Annotated in this window: 18 protein-coding genes; 9 read left to right on the top strand and 9 right to left on the bottom strand. The window is 74.3% G+C overall.

Translation table 11 applies throughout. The features are described 5' to 3' along the window. Positions 1–51: 51 nt before the first annotated feature. From SNOUR_RS30055 to SNOUR_RS30075, 5 genes are all read right to left on the bottom strand, one after another. Positions 52–1,857, bottom strand: coding sequence for an IucA/IucC family protein (locus SNOUR_RS30055; RefSeq protein WP_067353172.1), 1,806 nt, complete (start codon positions 1,855–1,857; stop codon positions 52–54). Then, the gene (locus SNOUR_RS30060; RefSeq protein ID WP_067353175.1) at positions 1,857–2,423 is read right to left on the bottom strand and encodes a GNAT family N-acetyltransferase; all 567 of its coding nucleotides are present in this window, start codon (positions 2,421–2,423) and stop codon (positions 1,857–1,859) included. The genes SNOUR_RS30055 and SNOUR_RS30060 overlap by 1 nt, the downstream gene beginning before the upstream one ends. After that, a complete protein-coding gene (locus tag SNOUR_RS30065) occupies positions 2,420–3,745 on the bottom strand; it encodes a lysine N(6)-hydroxylase/L-ornithine N(5)-oxygenase family protein (protein WP_067353178.1) in 1,326 nt (441 codons plus the stop codon). The genes SNOUR_RS30060 and SNOUR_RS30065 overlap by 4 nt, the downstream gene beginning before the upstream one ends. A gap of 37 nt (positions 3,746–3,782) precedes the next feature. Then, positions 3,783–5,330: a pyridoxal phosphate-dependent decarboxylase family protein gene (locus SNOUR_RS30070; protein WP_067353181.1), complete on the bottom strand. Its 1,548-nt coding sequence runs from the start codon at positions 5,328–5,330 to the stop codon at positions 3,783–3,785. A gap of 161 nt (positions 5,331–5,491) precedes the next feature. After that, complete coding sequence (locus SNOUR_RS30075) at positions 5,492–6,757, bottom strand: DUF1015 family protein (protein ID WP_067353184.1); 1,266 nt, start codon at positions 6,755–6,757, stop codon at positions 5,492–5,494. Between the two features lie 177 nt (positions 6,758–6,934). On the opposite strand from SNOUR_RS30075, the gene SNOUR_RS30080 reads away from it, so the two are divergent. After that, positions 6,935–7,957, top strand: coding sequence for an HAD-IIA family hydrolase (locus SNOUR_RS30080; RefSeq protein ID WP_067353199.1), 1,023 nt, complete (start codon positions 6,935–6,937; stop codon positions 7,955–7,957). Positions 7,958–8,053: 96 nt separating this feature from the next. On the opposite strand, the gene SNOUR_RS30085 is transcribed toward SNOUR_RS30080, so the two are convergent. Together SNOUR_RS30085 and SNOUR_RS30090 are read right to left on the bottom strand one after the other, a co-directional pair. Continuing rightward, a complete protein-coding gene (locus SNOUR_RS30085; RefSeq protein ID WP_067353201.1) occupies positions 8,054–8,956 on the bottom strand; it encodes a siderophore-interacting protein in 903 nt (300 codons plus the stop codon). A gap of 73 nt (positions 8,957–9,029) precedes the next feature. Then, positions 9,030–10,067, bottom strand: coding sequence for an ABC transporter substrate-binding protein (locus tag SNOUR_RS30090; protein WP_067353204.1), 1,038 nt, complete (start codon positions 10,065–10,067; stop codon positions 9,030–9,032). 111 nt (positions 10,068–10,178) lie between these two features. Here SNOUR_RS30090 and SNOUR_RS30095 point away from each other — a divergent pair, with 111 nt between their 5' ends. The 3 genes from SNOUR_RS30095 to SNOUR_RS30105 all read left to right on the top strand — a co-directional run bounded on the left by SNOUR_RS30095 (position 10,179) and on the right by SNOUR_RS30105 (position 13,574). After that, a complete protein-coding gene (locus SNOUR_RS30095; protein ID WP_079142964.1) occupies positions 10,179–11,237 on the top strand; it encodes a FecCD family ABC transporter permease in 1,059 nt (352 codons plus the stop codon). Positions 11,238–11,545: 308 nt separating this feature from the next. Beyond that, positions 11,546–12,673: a FecCD family ABC transporter permease gene (locus tag SNOUR_RS30100; RefSeq protein ID WP_079142965.1), complete on the top strand. Its 1,128-nt coding sequence runs from the start codon at positions 11,546–11,548 to the stop codon at positions 12,671–12,673. 76 nt (positions 12,674–12,749) lie between these two features. Next, entirely contained in the window at positions 12,750–13,574 is an 825-nt protein-coding gene (locus SNOUR_RS30105; protein ID WP_067353206.1) for an ABC transporter ATP-binding protein, read from the top strand. On the opposite strand, the gene SNOUR_RS30110 is transcribed toward SNOUR_RS30105, so the two are convergent. Continuing rightward, positions 13,558–13,905 carry an SCP2 sterol-binding domain-containing protein gene (locus tag SNOUR_RS30110; protein ID WP_067353208.1) on the bottom strand — a complete coding sequence of 116 codons (348 nt, stop codon included), beginning with the start codon at positions 13,903–13,905 and terminating at the stop codon, positions 13,558–13,560. The genes SNOUR_RS30105 and SNOUR_RS30110 overlap by 17 nt on opposite strands. Positions 13,906–13,969: 64 nt before the next feature. Here SNOUR_RS30110 and SNOUR_RS30115 point away from each other — a divergent pair, with 64 nt between their 5' ends. Genes SNOUR_RS30115 through SNOUR_RS30125 form a run of 3 tightly spaced genes read left to right on the top strand, consistent with a single transcriptional unit; the run spans position 13,970 to position 16,067 of the window. Continuing rightward, positions 13,970–14,302 carry a hypothetical protein gene (locus tag SNOUR_RS30115; RefSeq protein ID WP_067353211.1) on the top strand — a complete coding sequence of 111 codons (333 nt, stop codon included), beginning with the start codon at positions 13,970–13,972 and terminating at the stop codon, positions 14,300–14,302. Between the two features lie 14 nt (positions 14,303–14,316). Continuing rightward, positions 14,317–15,132 (top strand): TlyA family RNA methyltransferase, encoded by an 816-nt coding sequence (locus SNOUR_RS30120; RefSeq protein ID WP_067353213.1) that lies wholly within the window; start codon positions 14,317–14,319, stop codon positions 15,130–15,132. Between the two features lie 56 nt (positions 15,133–15,188). Continuing rightward, positions 15,189–16,067, top strand: a complete 879-nt coding sequence (locus SNOUR_RS30125) for an NAD kinase (protein WP_067353215.1) — start codon at positions 15,189–15,191, stop codon at positions 16,065–16,067. Between the two features lie 15 nt (positions 16,068–16,082). On the opposite strand, the gene SNOUR_RS30130 is transcribed toward SNOUR_RS30125, so the two are convergent. Beyond that, positions 16,083–17,549 carry a S41 family peptidase gene (locus SNOUR_RS30130; protein WP_067353217.1) on the bottom strand — a complete coding sequence of 489 codons (1,467 nt, stop codon included), beginning with the start codon at positions 17,547–17,549 and terminating at the stop codon, positions 16,083–16,085. Positions 17,550–17,794: 245 nt separating this feature from the next. Here SNOUR_RS30130 and recN point away from each other — a divergent pair, with 245 nt between their 5' ends. Continuing rightward, positions 17,795–19,531 (top strand): DNA repair protein RecN, encoded by a 1,737-nt coding sequence (gene recN, locus SNOUR_RS30135; protein ID WP_174717984.1) that lies wholly within the window; start codon positions 17,795–17,797, stop codon positions 19,529–19,531. A 31-nt stretch (positions 19,532–19,562) separates the two neighbouring features. Next, the gene (locus SNOUR_RS30140; RefSeq protein ID WP_067353222.1) at positions 19,563–20,390 is read left to right on the top strand and encodes a hypothetical protein; all 828 of its coding nucleotides are present in this window, start codon (positions 19,563–19,565) and stop codon (positions 20,388–20,390) included. Positions 20,391–20,624 lie beyond the last annotated feature (234 nt).

Below are 20,624 nucleotides of genomic sequence, written 5' to 3' on the forward strand. Positions count from 1 at the left end.
GGTCCGCCCTTCTTCGTATGTGGCGTGGGGGAATGTCGTGCGGGGGTGGGGTCAGGGGGCGTAGGGGGCGATGGGGTTCTGCAGGGTGCCGATGAGCTGGAGGGCGCCGGCCGGGTCCTGGAGGTCGACCATCTGCTGGTTGTTGCGCAGCTGGAGGCGGTTGAGGCAGGAGAGGGCGAACTCGGGGGCGAACATGTCGTACTCGGCGAACTTGTCGGCGAGTTCGGGGTGGGCCGCCTGGTAGTCGGTGACGGTGGCGGCGACGGTGCGCCAGAAGGTGTCCTCGTCGAGGACACCGCGGTCGGCGAGGGTGGCGCCGAGGAAGCGGAAGAAGCAGTCGAAGACGTCGGTGAAGACCGAGAGCAGCTTCTTGTCGTCGGGGACGTCGGCGCGGATGCGTTCGACGGTGGGCGGCAGGACCGCGTCGGCGGACATCACGGCGATCTCCTCGGCGATGTCCTTGAAGATCACGCGGGCCACCGCGCCGTCCTCGATGACCAGGATGGCGTTCTCGCCGTGCGGCATGAAGACCAGGTCGTAGGCGTAGAAGGCGTGCAGGACCGGGGTGAGGTAGCCGTCGAGGTAGCGGCGGAGCCAGGCTTCGGGGGCCAGGCCGGATTCCGCGACGAGGGCGGCGGCGAAGGAGTCGCCGTCCCGGTCCACGTGGAGGAGGGAGGCCATGGTGGCCAGCCGCTGGCCCGGTTCGAGGGTGGGGACCGGGCTCTCGCGCCAGAGGGCGGCGAGCATCTTGCGGTACGGGGAGCCCTTGTCGGTGGCGGCCTCGTACTGGCGGTGGTGGTAGCCGATGGCGGCGCGCTCGCGGATGATCGAGAAGCGGGCGGCGCGGAAGGTGTCGTCGGCGTCGATCAGGCGGGCCAGCCAGTCGTTGATGGCCGGGGTGGCTTCCATGTAGGAGGCGGACAGGCCGCGCATGAAGCCCATGTTGAGGACCGACAGGGCGGTTTTGACGTAGTGCCTGGCGGGCTGGGTGGTGTTGAAGAAGGTGCGGATGGACTGCTGGGCGAGGTACTGGTCGTCGCCGGGGCCCAGGCAGACCAGGCGGCGCTGGGCGACCTCGGCGGCGAAGGTGACGGAGAGCTTGTTCCACCACTGCCAGGGGTGGGTGGGGAAGAAGTAGTAGGCGTCCGGGTCGAGGCCGAGGTCGGTGAGGGTGGCGGTGAAGCGGGCCCGGGTCGCGGCGGGGAGCTCGGCGTCGACGAGGGTGTCGTAGTCGAGGCCGGCGCCGGCGGTGAAGGTGCTGTGGTCGCGGTGGGCGGCCAGCCAGAGGAGCGTCAGCGGGGCGGCGGCCTCGGGGGCGTAGGCGTGGTACTCGTGGATGCCGAAGCCGAGGCGGCCGTTGTTGGCGACGAAGCAGGGGTGGCCCTCGGTCATGCCGGTCTCGACGGCCTGGAAGTCGGCGGTGGCGAGTTCGGCGGCGGTGGGGGCCTTGCCGGCGAGCTTGTAGGCGGTGCCGGAGAGGGTGGAGCTGATCTCCTCCAGGTAGACCGGGAGGACGTCCGGGGACAGGCCCAGGGACGTGTGGAACTCGGTGATGAAGTCCAGGGCGTCCAGCGGGAGTTCGGCGTCTTCGCGGTGGCGGGTGATGCTCTCGGCGTCGATCTGCCAGTGGTCGAGGGCCTGTCTGCGGGCGGTGAAGCGGTAGCTGGTGGTGGCGTCGTCGCTGTGGACGGCGTAGCGGCCGTCTTCGGCCAGCGGCTCGGGGGTCAGCAGGCGTTCGTGGGCGAACTCGGCGAGGGCCTTGCGGACCAGGGCGCGGTTGGCGCGGGCCCACAGTTCCGGGGTGAGGTGGGCGACGGCGTCCTGGGCGGGCTGCTCCGGGGCGGTGGGGGCGGTCATCAGCGGTCTCCTCGGGTGGCCAGGAACTGTTCGCGGGTGCAGGTGCTGAGGTAGGCGTCTTTGGACGGGAGCGAGACGGTGCGGACGACCTCGAAGCCGACGGCCTTGTTGAGGGCGTGGACCGCGGTGTTGCGGGTGTCGGGTTCGACGACCACGCGCCGGACGTCGGGGTCGGCGAAGAGGCTCTCCATGACCGTGGTGATCACGGCGTGGGTGAAGCCGTGGACGGGGGCGTCCGTGGGGGCGGTCAGGAAGTGCATGCCGACGTCGCCGGGCCGGGCGGCGTGGATGCCGACCAGTTCGCGGTGGGCGGGGTCGTAGCGCTCCATGAGGAAGGCGGGGGCGCCGTCGTGCAGGCCGAGGAGGGCGTCGTGGTGCGGATCGGCGTCGATCCGGGTGAACTCCTTCTCGACCCCGGCCAGGTCGCAGTCCTGCATCAGCCAGAAGACGGCCTTGGGGTGGGTGACCCAGGAGTGCAGGACGGGGGCGTCGGCGGCGGGGTCGACGGGCCGCAGGGCGAACTCCCCCAGCGCGGGGTCGGTGCGGGTGAAGACGGGGGCGTTCATGCGGATATCTCCATCGGGTCGTGCGGGCCGGCCGGGGCGGCGAACTCCTGGAAGGCGATGGCCTTCTCGACCGGGTAGTACTCGCGGCCGAGCAGCTCGCGGACGATGCAGGAGTTGCGGTAGGCGGCCATGCCGAGGTCGGGGGTGACGAAGCCGTGGGTGTGCAGCTCGGCGTTCTGCACGAAGATGCCCTGGCCGGTGGTGTCGATGCTGTAGTTGCGGGCGACGTCGTAGCGGCCGGCGGCGTCCCAGGCGATGCGGTCGCGGACCGGGTCCAGGAAGTCGGGGACGCGGTAGCGGTAGCCGGTGGCGAGGACGAGGCCCTGGGTGGCGAGGGTGAAGTCCCGTCCCTGCTCCTCCTGGTGCAGGCCGAGGGTGTAGGTGCCGGTGGCCTCGTCGTAACGGGCCTCCCGCAGCGCGGAGTTGGTCAGCAGACGGGTGCGGACCGGGCCGGCCAGGCGCTTCTGGTAGAGCAGGTCGAAGATGTCGTTGATCAGCTCCGAGTCGATGCCCTTGTAGAGGTGCTTCTGGGTGGCGTTGAGGTGGTCGCGGGTGGCGGCGGGGAGGGCGTGGAAGTAGTCCACGTACTCCGGGGAGGTCATCTCCAGGGTGAGCTTGGTGTATTCGAGGGGGAAGAAGCGGGGGGAGCGGGTGGCCCAGGTCAGGTGGTAGCCGTGGGTGTCGATGTCCTGGAGGAGGTCGTAGTAGATCTCGGCGGCGCTCTGGCCGCTGCCCACGATGGTGATGCTGTCCTTGGCCTGGAGGGTGGTCTTGGCGTCCAGGTAGCCGGCGTTGTGCAGGGCGTCGCCGCCCAGGTCCCGGCAGGCGTCGGGGAGGTGCGGCGGGGTGCCGGTGCCCAGGACGAGCCTGCGGGCCCGGAAGGTGTGCCGTTCGCCCTGGTGGTCGGCGTGGACGAGGTAGACCTCGGCACGCTCGTCGTACTCGACGGTGGTGACCTTGTGGGAGAAGCGGACGGTGTCGAGCTTGCCGGCGGCCCAGCGGCAGTAGTCGTTGAACTCGGCGCGCAGCGGATAGAAGTTCTCGCGGATGTAGAAGGAGTACATCCGGCCCGATTCCTTCAGGTAGTTGAGGAAGGAGAAGGGCGAGGTGGGGTCGGCCAGGGTGACCAGGTCGGCCATGAACGGCACCTGGAGGTGGGTGCTGTCCAGCATCATGCCGGGGTGCCAGTCGAAGCCCGGCCGGTCGTCGAGGAAGAGGCCGTCGAGTTCGTCGATGGGGGCGGTCAGGCAGGCCAGGCCGAGGTTGAACGGGCCGAGTCCGATGGCGAGGAAGTCGTAGGGGGCATCGTGGGGGACGGTCACGGGGGCTCTCTTCGGAGATGGTCGGTCGGTGGGGAGGTCAGGGGGCGCTGAGGGCGGGTGCCGGGCGGTCGACGACGGGCTGCTCGGCCAGGTAGCGGCCGGCGTGCTCGGCGATCAGGTCGAGGACGGTGGCGATGTCGTCGAGCGTGGTCTCCGGGTTGAGCAGGGTGAACTTGAGGTAGTGCCGGCCGTCGACCTTGGTGCCGGCGACGACCGCGTCACCGGAGGCGAAGAGGGCCTCCCGGGCGTGCAGATTGATCCGGTCGGTGAGCTCGGGGTCCTGGGGGCCGCCGGGGAGGTAGCGGAAGACCAGGGTGCTCAGCTGGGGCTCGACCACGACCTCGAAGCGCGGGTCGTCGTGCAGCAGTTTCCAGGCGTCGGCGGCCCGGTCGATGACCTCGTCGAAGAGTTCGCCGATGGCCTGGGCGCCCATGATGCGCAGGGTCAGCCAGAGTTTGAGGGCGTCGAAGCGGCGGGTGGTCTGGAGTGACTTGTCGACCTGGTTGGGGATCCGCTTCTCGACCATCCGGCGCGGGTTGAGGTAGTCCGCGTGGTAGGTGACGTGCCGGAGCGTGGCGCGGTCGCGGACCAGGACGGCGCTGGAACTGACCGGCTGGAAGAAGGACTTGTGGTAGTCGACGGTGACCGAGTCGGCGCGCTCGATGCCGGTGAGCAGGTCGCGGCGGCGGGAGACCAGCAGGCCGCAGCCGTAGGCGGCGTCCACGTGCATCCAGGCGCCGTGCCGGGCGGCCAGGTCGGCGATCTCCGGGAGCGGGTCGATGGAGCCGAAGTCGGTGGTGCCGGCGGTGGCGACGACCGCCATGGGTATCAGGCCGTCGCGGCGGCAGCGCTCCAGTTCGGCGGCGAGCGCGTCGGTGCGCATCCGCTTGGTGGCGTCGGCGGGGACGGCGATGACGGCCTCCGCGCCCAGGCCGAGCAGGGTGGCGGACTTGCGGATGCTGAAGTGGCTGCAGGCGGAGGTGAGGATGCGCAGCCGGGGGAGCAGGTCGGTGAGCCGGGTGCCTTCCGGGGACTCCGGGCGGGCCAGTTCGCGGCGGCAGGTCTCGTCCCGGGCGAGCAGCATGGCCTGGAGGTTGGACTGGCTGCCGCCGCTGGTGAAGATGCCGTCGGCGGTCGGGCCGAGGCCGATCCGCTCGGCCGTCCAGTCGACCAGGCGGCGCTCGATGAGGGTGCCGCCGGCGCTCTGGTCCCAGGTGTCGAGGGAGGAGTTGACGGCGGAGAGCACCGCCTCGCCGACGAGGGCCGGGATCACCACCGGGCAGTTGAGGTGTGCGAGGTAGCGCGGGTGGTGGAAGTAGATCGCGTCGCGGAGGTAGACCCGTTCCAGCTCGTCGAGGGCGGCGGCCGGGTCGTGGAGCGGGGCGTCGAGGTCGACGGCGGCGACGGTGGGCGCCAGCTCGTCGACGGAGACGCCGGTGAAGGGGCGCTCGGTGGTGGCGAACCGGTCGCTGAGCCGGGTGACGCTCTCGGTGACGGCGGAGCGATACCGTTCGGCGGTACGGCTGTTGAGAAGATAGGTGCGGCTGTCGGCCGGGTCCTCGGCGGGGTGCTCGAGGCGACTCATGAAGTGCCCTCCCTGGTGCGGGGTCAACCGCGTCCTGTGCAGGGTGCGGAGGTGTGCACAGGGGCAGGGGGACCCGCCCGGTGACGCAGTGAGGTAAGCCTAACCTAACTGGATCACCGGGTGGGTGCGGGGTGCCGTCCGGGACGGGTCCCCGCGGAGGGTCAGCTCCCTTCGTCGTCCAGGGTGCGCAGCACCAGACCGGTCGCCGGCTTGGGACCGAACGAGGTGGACTTGCGGGGCATCGTCACGCCCTGCTGGGCGAGTTGACGGACCGTCTCCTCCGACGTGGCGCGCATCAGGACCGCCGTCCCGCCGTGCCGGGCGGCCTGCGCCACCGCCGCCTCGGTGTGGTGCAGATAGCCGATGTCCGACGGGTGGTCCGGGATCCGCCAGACCTCGTCCAGCAGCACCGAGTGCAGCACCGTCGCGTCCAGCCGCCGCCACGCATCGGGCCGGTCGGTGCGGATCGCCCGGTCCAGCAGGCCGGGGTCGGGGCGGTCCAGGAGGTGGAAGGAGTCCGGGCCGCCGGACAGCACGAAGGCGGTTCCGGGCGTTTCGGCCAGTGCCTCCAGGGCGGCGGCCGGGTCGTCGGGCAGCCGGCTGACCCGGAACGCGCCGGCCACGTCCGCCAGTGCCTTGCCGGGCGACAGGTGCGGCAGCACCCGGTGGATCGCCCGGACCTGGAGCGGATAGCGGGCGGTGTCGACCAGCAGCACCAGCCCGGATGCCCACGGGGAGTCCGGGCCGGCCTCCGGCCGCTGCTCGTGGAGCCGTTGGTAGGTCGCCCAGCGGTGGTGGCCGTCGGCGATCAGCGCCTGCCGCTGGGCCAGGTCCGCGTCGATGGCGGCCAGCTCGGCGGGGTCGGTGACCGCCCACAGGCGGTGCGCGAAGCCGTCCTCGGTGGTGGTGGCCAGCAGCGGGGCGTGCTGGACCGTGCGCTCGATGACCGCGGTGGCGCCGTTCCCGGTGCCCTGGCCGCGGTACGACAGCAGCAGTGGCTCGAAGTTGGCCGCCGCGGCGCCCATCAGCGCGGCCCGGTCCTCGACCACCTCGGGGATGACGTCCTCGTGGGGCAGTACCGGGCCGTCCAGTCGGAGCGCGCCGATCAGGCCGCGCTGGAGGGTGTCGCCGCCGCGCTGCTCGTAGACGTAGAGCGCGGGCTCCGGATCCGGTGTGAGGATTCCCTCGTCGCGCCAGCGCCGCAGGGTCTCGGCGGCCTGGCGGTGGCGGGCGGTGGGGTCCGCGGTGTGCGGCAGGATCAACCGGACGATGTTGTACGGATCGGAGGTCTCCAACTCGCGGACCCCGTCCGGGCGGACCACGACGTCGTAGGGCGGGGAGGTGACCGCGGTGAGGCTGCTGACCCGGTCCGGGGCGTAGCGCAGGCCGCGGAACGGGAGGAGGCGGAGGCCGTCGGTACTGGTCATTGAAGAATGCTATGCCGGGAGCCGGTGCGGGATGATCGGGGGAGCGGCCGTGAATCGGCCGGAATCATCGGCGGCCGCGCGACGGCGCAGGGACCGGCCCGGGGGGTGCCGGACGGCCCGCGCACGGAGTGCGGGGCGAGCCTCCGTGCGGCACGGAGGAGCGAGGAGCAGGACGGCATGGAAGAGGTTCGCAGGCGGCCCGACGGATGCCGGCGCGCGCTGAGCGAGGCGTACGACACGGCGCTGCTGGATCTGGACGGGGTCGTCTATGCCGGCGGACGGGCCATAGAGCACGCCGTGGCGTCGCTCACCACGGCGCGGGAGGGCGGCATGCACCTCGCGTATGTGACCAACAACGCTTCCCGGACCCCGCAGGCGGTGGCCGGCCAACTGTCCGGATTCGGTCTCCCCACGACCGCCGAGGACGTGATCACCTCGGCGCAGGCGGTGGCCCGCTTGATCTCCGAGCAGGTGCCGGCCGGCTCCCGGGTGCTGGCCGTCGGGGGCGAGGGGCTGCGGGTGGCACTGCGCGAGCGCGGGCTGGTGCCGGTGGCGTCGGCGGACGACGACCCGGCGGCGGTGGTCCAGGGCTTCGACCCGGCGCTGGACTGGGAGCGGCTGGCGGAGGCCGCGTACGCGGTGCAGCGGGGGGTGCCGTGGTTCGCCTCCAACACCGACCTGACCATCCCCAAGGAGCGCGGGATCGCGCCGGGCAACGGCGCGCTGGTGGAGGTGGTGCGGATCGCCGCCGGCGGGACGCCGCAGGTCGCGGGCAAGCCGCAGCCGCCGATGCACCGCGAGACGGTGCTGCGGACCGGCGCGCGGCGGCCGTTGGTGATCGGGGACCGGCTCGACACCGACATCGAGGGCGCCTGGAACGGCGGCGTGGACTCCCTGCTGGTGCTCACCGGCGTCACCACCCCGGCGGCCCTGCTGGCCGCGCCGCCCGAGCACCGGCCGACGTACGTGGCGGCGGATCTGCGGGGGCTGCTGCGTCCGCAGCCGGAGGTGGCGGCGGACGGCGCCGGCTTCCGCTGCGGCGACTGGCGGGCCGAGGCGGCCGGCGACGAACTGGTCCTGGACGGCGCGGGGAAGCCGCTGGACGGGCTGCGGGCGCTGTGCGCTGCGGCCTGGACCGCGGCGGGCACCGGGAGTTGCCCGGTGGACGCAGCCAAGTCCCTGCGCACGCTCGGTATGTGACGACACGTCACATAACTTGCGGCCCGGGTCGGAGGGCCGACGGGCCCCGTCGCGAGGAGCGGCGGGGCCCGTGCGGGGGACCGGCGGGCCGGCAGGTCACTCCTTGCCGGCGGCGGCCGTGGCGGCCGCGGTCAGCTCCGCGATCAGGTCCTCCTCGGTGGCGCCGCGCCGCCAGTAGCCGGTGAACTTCACCGCGCGGCGGTCGAATCCGCGCTCCCCGACGAGATGCCGGCGCGTCGCCTTGACGGTGCCGGCCTCGCCGGCGATCCAGGCGTACGGGGTGCCCTCGGGCAGGTCGGCGGCGCGCAGCGCGTCCAGGACGGGCCCGCCGTCCGCGCCGTCGCGGCCGTGGGGGCGGACCAGCCAGGTGACCTCGACGTCGGCGAAGGTCGGCAGCGGCTGCCGGTCGTCCTCGTGCCCTACCTCGATCCACACCTTGGCCACCGTGCCGGGCGAGAGCCAGGACAGGATCCCGGCGATGGCCGGCAGGGCGGTCTCGTCGCCGGTCAGCAGGATCCAGTCGGTGCCGGGCGGCGGCCGGAAGTCCACGCCGCCGTTGTCCTCGACGGCCGGGGCGAGGACGGTCAGCCGGTCGCCCGGCCGGGCCCGGAGCGCCCAGCGGCTGGCCGGCCCGCCGGAGGCGAGGGCGGGCGACGCCGGCTCGTCGGCGCCGTGCAGCGCGAAGTCCACGTCGAACTCGCAAGGGGCGGGGCGCTGTTCGCGGATCGTGTACGAGCGCATCACCGGGCGCTCGGCCGGGTCCTGCGCCCGCCAGGCGGTGTACCAGCCGTCCCCCATGTCGTCGAAGACCGGCGCGGTCTGGTGGGGCTGCGGGAGGAACAGCTTGAAGCGCTGGTCCCGGCCGCCGGACACCAGCTCCTCCAGCCGTTCGCCGGTGAAGGTGATCCGGACCATGGAGGGGCCCAGTCGCCGGGTGCGGGCGACCTGGACGTCGAAGAAGCGGAACGGCGCGGTGGTGGGGGTGGCGGTCGCGGTCATTCGGGAACCTCCCGGGACGGTGCGGGGCGGGGTGGGGTGACCGGGCCGGCGGCGAAGCCGGCCCGGCGGTGCGTCAGTTGACCTTCTTCGCGTGCTCGATGGCCTGGGCGAGCGACTCCAGGAGCGGGGCGGCGCCGGCGTAGGAGAAGCGCGGCTCGCTGGCCCAGGGGGTGATCTGGCCGGCCTTCACGGCGGGCAGTCCGGCCCAGGACGGCTTGGCGGCCAGGTCCTTGGGCTGGAGGGTGGCGGTCCGGTTGTCCAGCAGGAGGACGTCGGCCTTGTACTTGTCGGCGTTCTCCCAGCTCAGGCTCTCGAAGTAGCCGCCCTTGTCGAGGTGGTCGGGGACGATCAGGTCCACGCCGAGGGATCTGAAGTACATCAGGTCCGCGCTGATGCCGGGGTTGGAGGCGTAGAAGAAGTCGGCGCTGCCGGAGCAGGCGAGGACCTTGACCGGGTGGGCGGCGGCGGCCTTGCGCAGCCGTGCCGCGGCCTGTTCGAAGCGGGCCTTGGCGTCGGTGACCTTCTTGGCCTTCAGGTCCGCGCCGAGCGACGCGGCGAACTCCGCGTACCGCCCGATGATCCGGTCCAGCGGCACCCGCGACGCGGTGAGGGCCACGGACCCGGCCAGCTTGGTGATCTTGTCCTTGCTGCTGTCCGGGACGAACCAGAGCGCGTCCGGCTCGTACATGTTGGTGACCAGCAGATCGGGGCCGAGGCCGGCGTACTTCTCGACGTTGAACTGGTCGTAGGCGTTGCCGAGGATGGTGACCTTGTCGACGTCGAGGTCGCCGGCCTGCGGGTCGGGCCTGCCGTTCGGCAGCTTGGTGGGGCCGAAGACGCCGACGATCCGGTCGTCGATCCCGAAGTCGTGCAGGGCCGCGGCGCTGCCGGTGAAGGCGACGATCCGGTGCGGTGTCCGGGGCAGCGAGACCTTCCGCCCGCGGTCGTCGGTGAAGGACCACGGGCCGCCCTTGCCGCCGCCGTCGGAACCCCCGGACCCTCCCGACCCCTTGCTCCCCCCGCAGGCGGCGAGCAGCGCACCGATGCCGAGGGCACCGCCGGCGGCCAGGACACCGCGTCGGGACGGGGATACGCTTCGGGGGGTTCTCATGACGTGCGTGCTTCTCTCTGGAGGCGGAGCGCCCCAACGGGCATGGCGGACGGGCCGAACCACAAGGGCCGGTAGATCGACTGCTTGTGAGGGTAGGCTAACCTAACTGGCGTGTTGGTTGACAGTCCTCCCGTCGACAGTCCCACCGACGCGGCGACGGCCCCCACCGCACCCCGGCGGCGGCCTGCCGCCCGCGCCGCGGGACTGGCCGCCTGCCTCGTGCTCCTCGCCGTCGTCGCCGTCCTGGGCATCGCCGTCGGCGCCAAGGCGATCCCCGTCGACCAGGTCTGGCACGGGGTGTTCCACTACTCCGGCTCCGACACCGACGTCGTCATCCGCGATGTACGGCTGCCGCGCACGCTCCTCGGACTGCTGGTCGGCGCCGCGCTCGGCCTGGCCGGCACCGTCATGCAGGCGCTCACCCGCAATCCGCTCGCCGACCCCGGCATCCTCGGCATCAACGCCGGCGCCTCGGCCGCGGTGGTCTCCGCCATCAGCTTCCTCGGCGTCACCTCGCTGACCGGCTATGTGTGGTTCGCCTTCGCCGGTGCCGCGCTGGTCTCCGTCGCGGTCCACGTGCTCGGCGGCACCCGCAGCGTCACCCCGGTCCGGCTCGCGCTGGCCGGCACCGCGCTGACCGCCGTCCTCACCGGCTACCTCAACGCCGTCAACCTCATGGACTCCGCGGCGTTGGACCGGATGCGGTTCTGGACGGTCGGCTCGCTGGCCAACGCGACCCTGCCGACGGTGACGCGGATCGCGCCGTTCCTGGCCGTCGGCGCGCTGCTCGCGCTGCTGCTCGCCCGCCCGCTCAACGCCGTTGCGCTCGGCGACGACCAGGCCCGGGCACTGGGCGCCCGCCTGACCCGCACCCGGGTGCTGGCCATGCTCGCGGTCACCCTGCTGTGCGGCGGGGCCACCGCGGTCTGCGGCCCGATCGTCTATCTCGGCCTGATGGTGCCGCACGCGGTCCGCGTCCTCACCGGGCCGGACCTGCGCTGGATCCTGCCGTACTCGGCGGTGCTCTCGCCGGTGCTGCTGGTCGGCGCCGACGTGCTCGGGCGCGTGCTGGCCCGGCCCGGCGAACTCCAGGTCGGCATCGTCACCGCCGTCCTCGGCGGCCCGGTCTTCGTCCTCCTCGTCCGACGCCGGCGGATGGCCCAACTGTGAGCGTCGCACGCGCGGCCGCCGGGCTGCTGACGGGTACGAGAGGCGCGCTGCTGCGCCGCGCGGGCGGAGAAGCGAGCGGGGGTGCGCTGTGAGCGTCGCACGCGCGGCCGCCGGGCTGCTGACGGGTACGAGAGGCGCGCTGCTGCGCCGCGCGGGCGGAGAAGCGAGCGGGGGTGCGCTGTGAGCGTCGCACGCGCGGCCGCCGGGCTGCTGACGGGTACGAGAGGCGCGCTGTTGCGCCGCGCGGGCGGAGAAGCGAGCGGGGGTGCGCTGTGAGCGGACGCGGCGAGCGAGGAGAGGCAGTGCAAATGCACGCGACAGTGAGGTCGGACGGGTCCGGGACCGCGGGACGGCCGGGGGAGACCGCCGCGGCCGGGCCGCGGAGCGGGGCGCCGGTCGGCCGGCGGACCCGGGTGGTGCGGACCGCGGGCGGGTTCTCGCTCCGCCTGGACCTGCGCGCCGTCCTGTCCGGGGCGCTGCTGCTGGCCGTCGCGGTGGCCGCCACCGTCGCCCTGATCGGCTCCGGCGACTACCCGATGACCCCCTCGGAGGTGCTCACCACCCTGACCGGCGGCGGCACCACCGGCCAGGAGTTCATCGTGCACGAACTGCGGCTGCCGCGGGTGCTGGTGGGGCTGCTGGTCGGCGCCGCCTTCGGGATCGCCGGCGCGGCCTTCCAGGCCGTCTCCCGCAACCCGCTGGGCAGCCCGGACATGCTCGGACTCTCCCAGGGCGCCTCGGTCGGTGCGCTGGTCGTCCTCGTGTGGTTCCACGGCGAGCCCCGCGCGGTGGCCGCCGGCGCGGTCGTCGGCGGCGTGGTCACCGGCCTGGCCATCTTCCTGCTCGCCTGGAAGCGCGGCGTCCACGGCTACCGCTTCGTCCTCGTCGGCATCGGCACCGCCGCCATGCTCTACGCCGTCGTGCTCTACCTCCTGACGAAGTCCACCCTCTACGACGCGGCCCGGGCCACCCTCTGGATGACCGGCTCGCTGAGCGGCCGCGACTGGAGCCAGGTCGGCCCGCTGGCCGCGGTCTGCGCGGTGCTGGTCCCGGTGGCGCTGCTGTGCGGGCGGCCGCTGCGGATGCTGGAGATGGGCGACGACGCGGCCGCCGCGCTGGGCGTCCGCACCGAACGGGTGCGGATCACCGTCCTGTTGGTCGCCGTGGTCCTCGTCGCGGCCGGTACCGCCGCGGCCGGCCCGATCTCCTTCGTGGCCCTCACCGCACCCCAACTCGCCCGCCGGCTGACCCGCGCGCCCGGCCCCAACCTGCTGCCCGCCGCGCTGATGGGCGCCGCGCTGCTGGTCGGCGCGGACTGGGCCGCCCAGCGGCTCTTCGGCGCCGACCAACTGCCGGTCGGCGTGCTGACCGGCGTCCTCGGCGGCGGCTATCTGCTGTGGCTGCTGGTCGCCGAGCGGAAGGCGGGACGGGTGTGAGCGGCCGGCCGCCCGTCATCGCGGCCCCCGGCGACCCCAGCGATCCGACCACCCCCATCACCTCAGGAGCCATCCAGTGAGCCGTCTCACGGCCGAGGGCCTCACCCTCGCCTACGACCAGCGGACCATCGCCGAGAACCTCTCGGTCGCCATCCCCGACCACTCCTTCACCGTCATCGTCGGCCCCAACGCCTGCGGCAAGTCCACGCTGTTGCGCGCGCTGTCGCGGATGCTCAAGCCGACCGCCGGCGCGGTCCTGCTCGACGGCCAGACGATCTCCTCGCTGCCGGCCAAGCAGGTCGCCCGCACGCTGGGCCTGCTGCCGCAGTCCTCGGTCGCCCCCGACGGCATCACCGTCGCCGACCTGGTGGCCCGCGGCCGCTACCCGCACCAGGGACTGCTGCGCCAGTGGTCGGCCGAGGACGAGCGGATCGTCCAGGAGTCGATGGCCGCGACCGGCGTGGCCGCGCTGGCCGACCGCTACGTCGACGAGCTCTCCGGCGGGCAGCGGCAGCGGGTCTGGATCGCCATGGCGCTGGCCCAGCAGACCCCGCTGTTCCTCCTCGACGAGCCGACCACCTATCTCGACATCCAGCACCAGATCGAGGTGCTGGACCTGTGCGCCACCCTCCACGAGGAGCAGGGCCGCACCCTGGTCGCGGTGCTGCACGACCTCAACCAGGCGGCCCGCTACGCCACCCACCTGATCGCGATGAAGGACGGCGAGGTGATCGCCGAGGGCGCGCCGTCGGACATCGTCACCGCCGACCTGGTGGGCCGGGTCTTCGGCATCGACTGCCGGATCATCGACGACCCCGAGACCGGCACCCCGCTGGTCGTGCCGGCCGCCCGCCGGCCCCGGGAGGCCGCCGCGGCGGCGTCGGCTACAGCAGCGACCTGAGCCGCAGCAGGTCGCGCAGGCCGGCCTCCAGCTTCACCCGGCCGCTGCCCCAGGCCCGGGCGAAGTTGAGCCGGCCGTCCACCAGCGCGACCAGGTCGTCCCCGGTCATCGCCAGCCGGATCTCGGCCTTCTGAGGCGGCGGTCCGGCGACGCAGATCACGTCCCGCAGGCTGCCGTCGGCCAGCCGGCCGACGAAGGTGGTGTCGAGGTCGGTGATGCGGCAGCTGACGGAGCGGTCGAGCGCCGTGGCGCTGCGCACCTCGCCGTCCGCCGACGCAAGGTTGTGGGCCAGCCGGTCGAGCGCGGCGCGGCACTGGTCGAGAGTTGCCATCGGGCCCGACGATACGCCAGGTCACGGACGGCCGGGGGCGCACGGCCGAGGTAGCGTCGGGGGCATGGCAGACCCGACGAACGGCCCGGTGCAGGCGGCCCCCGACACCCCGGACGCCGCACCGGAGCCGGCCCCCCAGCAGGCCCCCGAGGTCACGGAGCCCGCCGAGCCGGCCGGCCCGCGGCCGCTCGGGCCGGCGGTGACCCCCACCGGCCAGGCCGCGGTCGACGGCGGCCTGCGGCGCCTGGCCGAAGCCGACCACCTCCCGGTGAGCGGCCACCTGGACATGTACGAGGATGTCCACCGTGGACTGCGCGACGTGCTGGCCGGCCTCGACCAGCACCCCGGGCCGCCCGCCCCGTCCCCGTCCCCGACGCACGACCGTCCCGACCAGTAGGAGCTGAACCACAGGTGGCAGGAGTGGCACGACGCCGTCTCGACGCGGAGCTGGTGCGCCGCAAGCTGGCCCGCTCGCGGGAGCACGCGAGCCAGCTGATCGCCGCGGGCCGGGTGACCGTCGGCGGGGCGACCGCGACCAAGCCGGCCACCCAGGTGGAGACCAGCGCGGCCCTGGTCGTCCGGGCGGACGAGAGCGACCCGGAGTACGTCTCGCGCGGCGGTCACAAGCTCGCCGGGGCGCTGGCCGCCTTCGTCCCGCGCGGGCTGCGCGTGGAGGGCCGCCGGGCGCTCGACGCCGGCGCCTCCACCGGCGGCTTCACCGACGTCCTGCTGCGGTCCGGCGCCGGCCATGTCGTCGCGGTGGACGTCGGCTACGGACAGCTCGCCTGGCAGCTGCAGAGCGACGAGCGGGTCACCGTCAAGGACCGCACCAACGTCCGCGAGCTGACCCTCGATCAGATCGACGACCGGCCCGTCGACCTGGTCGTCGGCGACCTCTCCTTCATCCCGCTGGGCCTGGTCCTGCCCGCGCTGGTGCGCTGCGCGGCGCCCGACGCCGACCTGGTGCTGATGGTCAAGCCGCAGTTCGAGGTCGGCAAGGAGCGGCTGGGCAGCGGCGGCGTGGTGCGCAGCGCGGCGCTGCGGGCCGAGGCGGTGCGCGGCGTCGCGGACCGCGCGGCCGGGCTGGGGCTGGGCGTCCTCGGCGTGACCGCGAGCCCGTTGCCCGGTCCCTCGGGCAATGTCGAGTACTTTCTGTGGCTGCGCGCCGGGGCGCCTGCACTCGACCCGGCGGATGTCGACCGTGCAGTGGCGGAGGGGCCCAGTTGACCACTACCCAGGCAGTTGAAGGCAGCGCAGCACCGCAGAGCGGCGCCGGGCGGACGGTGTTCCTGCTCGCGCACACCGGGCGCCCGGCGGCCATCCGCAGCGCCGAACTCGTCGTCCAGGGGCTGCTGCGCAGCGGGATCGGAGTGCGGGTACTGGCCGAGGAGGCCACCGACCTGCCGCTGCCGGACCCGGTCGAGCGCGTGGAGACCGAGCCCTGCGCGGCCGAGGGCTGCGAACTGCTGGTCGTCCTCGGCGGGGACGGCACGCTGCTGCGCGGCGCCGACTTCGCCCGGACGTCCGGCGTGCCCATGCTCGGCGTCAACCTCGGCCGGGTCGGCTTCCTCGCCGAGGCCGAGCGGGACGACCTCGACAAGGTCGTCGACCGGGTAGTCACCCGCTCCTACGAGGTCGAGGAGCGGATGACCCTCGACGTCCTGGTGCGCAACAACGGCGCCGTGGTCCACACCGACTGGGCGCTCAACGAGGCGTCCGTGGAGAAGGCCGCCCGCGAGCGGATGCTGGAGGTCGTCACCGAGGTGGACGGCCGGCCGGTCTCCCGCTTCGGCGGCGACGGGGTGGTCTGCGCGACCCCGACCGGCTCGACCGCGTACGCCTTCTCGGCCGGCGGCCCGGTCGTCTGGCCGGAGGTCGAGGCGCTGCTGATGGTCCCGATCAGCGCCCACGCGCTGTTCGCCAAGCCGCTGGTCACCTCGCCGACCTCGGTGCTGGCCGTCGAGGTCCAGCCCAAGACCCCGCACGGGGTGCTGTGGTGCGACGGCCGGCGCAGCGTCGAACTCCCCGCCGGCGCCCGGGTCGAGGTCCGCCGCGGCGCGGTCCCGGTCCGTCTGGCCCGGTTGCACCACGCCTCCTTCACCGACCGGCTGGTCGCCAAGTTCGCCCTCCCGGTGGCCGGCTGGCGGGGCGCGCCCCACTGACCCGACAGGGCCTCGTCAGGACGACGCCGCCCCGGTGCCGCGCGCCAGCAGCTCCCGCGCCCGGGCCAGGGCGGTGTCGTGCCCGGCGGTCAGTTCCGCGTCGGTGAACACCGGGGTGCGGACGGCGGGCGGGATGCCGGGGCCGTCGAAGGTCCGGCCGTCGGCCGTCAGGAACTCCTCGTCGGGCAGGCCGAAGCTCCAGCCGTTCGGCAGCGCCCGCTCCAGCACGTCGGAGAAGACGCCCTGGGTGTTCTCGCCGATCCGGGTGGGCGCGGGGGAGCGGCCCATCAGGGACTGGGTGAAGGTCTCGCCCGCGCTGATCGTCAGCCGGCCGGTGAGCACGGCCAGCGGTCCGGTGTAGAGCGGGCCGCGGTGCGGACGGACGGTGATCGGCTCCGGCGCGGTGAACCCGCCCGGGTGCCGCGGGTCGTTCCGGACCCGCTTGCGGTACGCGGTGTAGGGCCGGTCGGAGAGCCGGGAGGCGATCCGCAGGCCCAGGGCGTCCGAGCCGCCGCCGTTGAGCCGCAGGTCCAGGACGAGTCCGCGCAGCGCGGTGGGGCCCTCGGTGCGGGCCCTGGTGAAGATCGCGTCCAGCGCCCGGTCGAGCTCGGCGACGTCCCCCGCGTAGTCGCCCTGCTCGGTGTACTTCGCGAACTGGGTGACCCGGAAGTAGCCGATCCGGCCGGGCAGATCGGCGTAGGAGAGCCGGCCGCCGGCCCAGTGCCGCCGGACGGCGCCCGGCCCGAGGTTCGCGGCGACCGCCCGGTCGACGCGGGCGGTGAACCCGGGCGTGGGCAGCACGGTGCCGGGACGGCTGCCGGCGAACCACCGGTCCGGTCCGGCGACGACCCGGGTGTGCGCGTCGTGCAGCGGCTCGATCATCGCGCGCAGCACCGCGAAGAGTTCGGCGTCCGTGGTCGTGGCGGTGATCCGGGGGCGGTAGCGGTCCCGGACCGCGTTCCAGTCGATGCCCTTCGCCCGGAAGAACGGGTAGTTCTCCGCGTACGTCTGCCAGAAGACGTCGAAGACCGCCCGCGGGTCCCGGGCCGGCCGGGCACCGCAGCGCTTCGGCAGCGCCCCGGCCCGGCGCAGCGCGTGGTGGCCGACGTTGTCCTCGAAGGCCGTCCGGGCGCGGTCGGGGCCCGCCGGGGTCACGGTCAGCGGCGCGGAGTCCGGCACGGCGAAGCGGAGCGTGTCGTCCGCGCCGGGGGCGCCGGCCCGGCTGCCGGTGACCGCGCCCGGCAGGCAGCTGATCGCGGTGGTCTGGTACGTCTTCAGGGTGCGGCCCTCGATCGTGACGAGGGTGCCGTAGCCGTCCGTCCGCCAGACACCGTCCAGGGAGGGCGCGGCGGCCCCCGCGGCGCGGGCCGGGGCCGCCGGGGCGGCACAGGCGGTGAGCGCGGTGACGGTGGCCAGCGTGGTGGCCAGGAGGACGGCGGTGCGCGGGCGGCGGGCCGGACGGGGCGCTGCCGGGTCACTCATGGGAGTACCTCGGGGAAGTCGGAGCGGAGTGCGGCGCGGGCCGCGGTGCTGTGTCAGCGTGCCGTTCGGGCCCGGCCGGGCGCACTGCGGCGGCCACCCCGTTCCATGGTGCGGTTTTCCGCACGTCCCGGGCCTGCGAGGGGTCCGGACCGGGCGGGACGGGGGCCGGAGCCGGGAAGCGGTGTGGGGGAGGCCGTCGCGGGGCGGCCCCGGGACCTCGTAAGGTCATACCCGTGTTGGAGGAGATGCGGATCCGGTCCCTGGGTGTCATCGACGACGCGGTCGTCGAGCTGTCCCCGGGCTTCACGGCGGTGACCGGCGAGACCGGCGCCGGCAAGACCATGGTCGTCACCAGCCTCGGCCTGCTGCTGGGCGGGCGCGCGGACCCCGCCCTGGTGCGGATCGGCGCCCGGGCGGCGGTGGTCGAGGGCAGGATCGTCCTCAATTCCTCGTCCCCCGCGGCCGTGCGGGCCGAGGAGGCCGGCGCGGAGCTGGACGACGGTGCGCTGCTGATCAGCCGCACGGTCTCCGCCGAGGGCCGCTCGCGGGCCCATGTGGGCGGCCGCTCGGTACCGGTCGGGGTGCTCGGCGAACTCGCCGACGACCTGGTCGCGGTGCACGGCCAGACCGACCAGCAGGGCCTGCTGCGGCCGGCCCGCCAGCGCCAGGCCCTGGACCGCTACGCCGGGGACGCGGTCGCCGTCCCGCTCGCCAAGTACACCGCCGCGCACCGCCGGCTGCGCACCGTCGCCGCCGAGCTGGACGAGCTGACCACCCGGGCCCGCGAGCGCGCCCAGGAAGCCGATCTGCTCCGCTTCGGCCTGGACGAGATCGCCGCCACCGAGCCGCTGCCCGGCGAGGACACCGAACTCGCCGCCGAGGCCGAACGGCTCGGCCACGCCGAGGCGCTGGCGTCCGCCGCGGTCGCCGCGCACGCCGCGCTGGCCGGCAACCCCGAGGACCCCGAGGGCGTCGACGCCACCACCCTGGTCGCCGGCGCCCACCGCGCCCTGGAGTCGGTCCGCGGCCACGACCGCGACCTGGCCGCACTGGCCGACCGGCTCGGCGAGATCGGCATCCTGATGGCCGACGTCGCCACCGAACTCGCCGGCTACGCGGACGGCCTGGACGCCGACCCGCGGCGACTGGCCGCCGTGCAGGAGCGCCGCGCCGCCCTGAACCACCTCACCCGCAAGTACGGCGAGGACATCACCGCGGTGCTGGCCTGGGCCGAGCAGAGCGCCGCCCGGCTCGCCGAACTCGACGGCGACGACGACCGGATCGCCGAGCTGACCACCGAGCGCGACGCCCTCCGCGCCGAACTGGGCGAACTGGCCCAGCAGTTGACCGACGCCCGGGCCGCCTCCGCGGAGCGCTTCGCGGACGCGGTCACCGCCGAACTGGGCGAACTGGCCATGCCGCACGCCCGGGTGAGCGTCGCCCTGCACCAGGCCGAACTCGCCGAGGACGCCGACGAGGCCGACGGCATCGAGGTGAACGGCCGCACCGTGGCCTACGGCCCGGCCGGCGCCGACGAGGTCGAGATCCTGCTGGCCCCGCACCCGGGCGCCCCGCCCCGGCCGATCGCCAAGGGCGCCTCCGGCGGTGAGCTCTCCCGGGTGATGCTGGCCGTGGAGGTCGTCTTCGCCGGCTCGGACCCGGTGCCGACCTATCTCTTCGACGAGGTGGACGCGGGCGTCGGCGGCAAGGCGGCCGTCGAGGTCGGCCGGCGGCTGGCCAGGCTCGCGAAGTCGGCGCAGGTCGTGGTGGTCACCCACCTCCCGCAGGTCGCCGCGTTCGCCGACCGGCAGCTGCTGGTGGAGAAGACCAACGACGGGTCGGTGACCCGCAGCGGCGTCACCGTCCTGGAGGGCGAGGACCGGATCCGCGAGCTGTCCCGGATGCTGGCCGGCCAGGAGGACTCCGAAACGGCCCGCGCGCACGCCGAGGAACTGCTGGAGACCGCCCGCACCAGCCGGTAGCGGCGCCGGTACGGCGAGAAGGGGAGGGACGATGACGATGGGAGCGGGCGGCGGGACGCCGGCCCGGAGCGCGGCGCTGGTCGCGGCGGCCGGCGCGACCCGGGCGGTCTACGGGGCGCTGCGGCGCCGGCCACCGGGCGGCGCCGCCCGGTGGGAGCGGAAGAACTACGCGGGCCGGACGGTCACCCTGCACGCCGGCCCGGCCGCCGCGCTCGGCGTCGCGCTGGCCGCGGCCGGCGCGCCGGGGCTGCCCGCCCGGGCCCGTGGCGCGGCGGCGCTGGCCGTCCTGGCCGCCGGTGGCTGCGGGGCCTACGACGACATCGCCGGCGCCGGGGACCCGCGGCGCGGCTTCCGGGCACACCTGACCGCGCTGCGGCACGGCGAGGTCACCAGCGGCGCGGTCAAGCTCTTCGGGATCGGCGCCGCCGGGCTCGCCGCCGGCGCCCTGCTCAAGGACCGCCCGGCCGACAAGCTGCTGGCCGGCGTGGTGATCGCCGGCTCGGCCCACCTGGTCAACCTCCTGGACGTCCGGCCGGGCCGGGCCGCCGGCGCCGCGCTGGCCCTGGCCGCACCGGGGCTGCTGCGCCGCGGGCCGGCCGGTCCGCTCTCCGCCGTCCCCATGGGCGCCGCCGCCGCGGTCGTCGCGGACGACCTCCGGGAGCGGACGATGCTCGGGGACGCCGGGGCGCATGCGCTCGGCGCCGCCCTGGGGGTGGCCGCCGTCGCGGGATGGGGGTCCCCCCGCTCCAGCGGAGCCGAGAGCGGGGGAGGCCGCGCGGGGCTGGCCGCGCACGCCGCCGCGCTGGTCGCCGCGGCGGCCGCCGGCGACCGGATCAGCCGGCTGGCCGGGGCGCTCTGACCGGGCCCGGTCAGAGCGCCGGTGCCGCTAGGGCCCGCGGAAGATCCGGAGCGACCCGATCCGGACAGTGAAGGGCGGGTTCCGGACAGCGCCGGAGGTGGACCGGAAGGGTGGCTTCACCCCTTTCGGGCTGCGGTCCGCTCACTCACCGGGTCGCCCATGTGGGTGAATCCGGGGAACGGCGGGTGAGACTTCCCACCGGAACGGCGTCCGCACGGTGCCGAATTGACGCCG

It is taken from the genome of Streptomyces noursei ATCC 11455 (genome assembly GCF_001704275.1).
Lineage (GTDB): Bacteria > Actinomycetota > Actinomycetes > Streptomycetales > Streptomycetaceae > Streptomyces > Streptomyces noursei.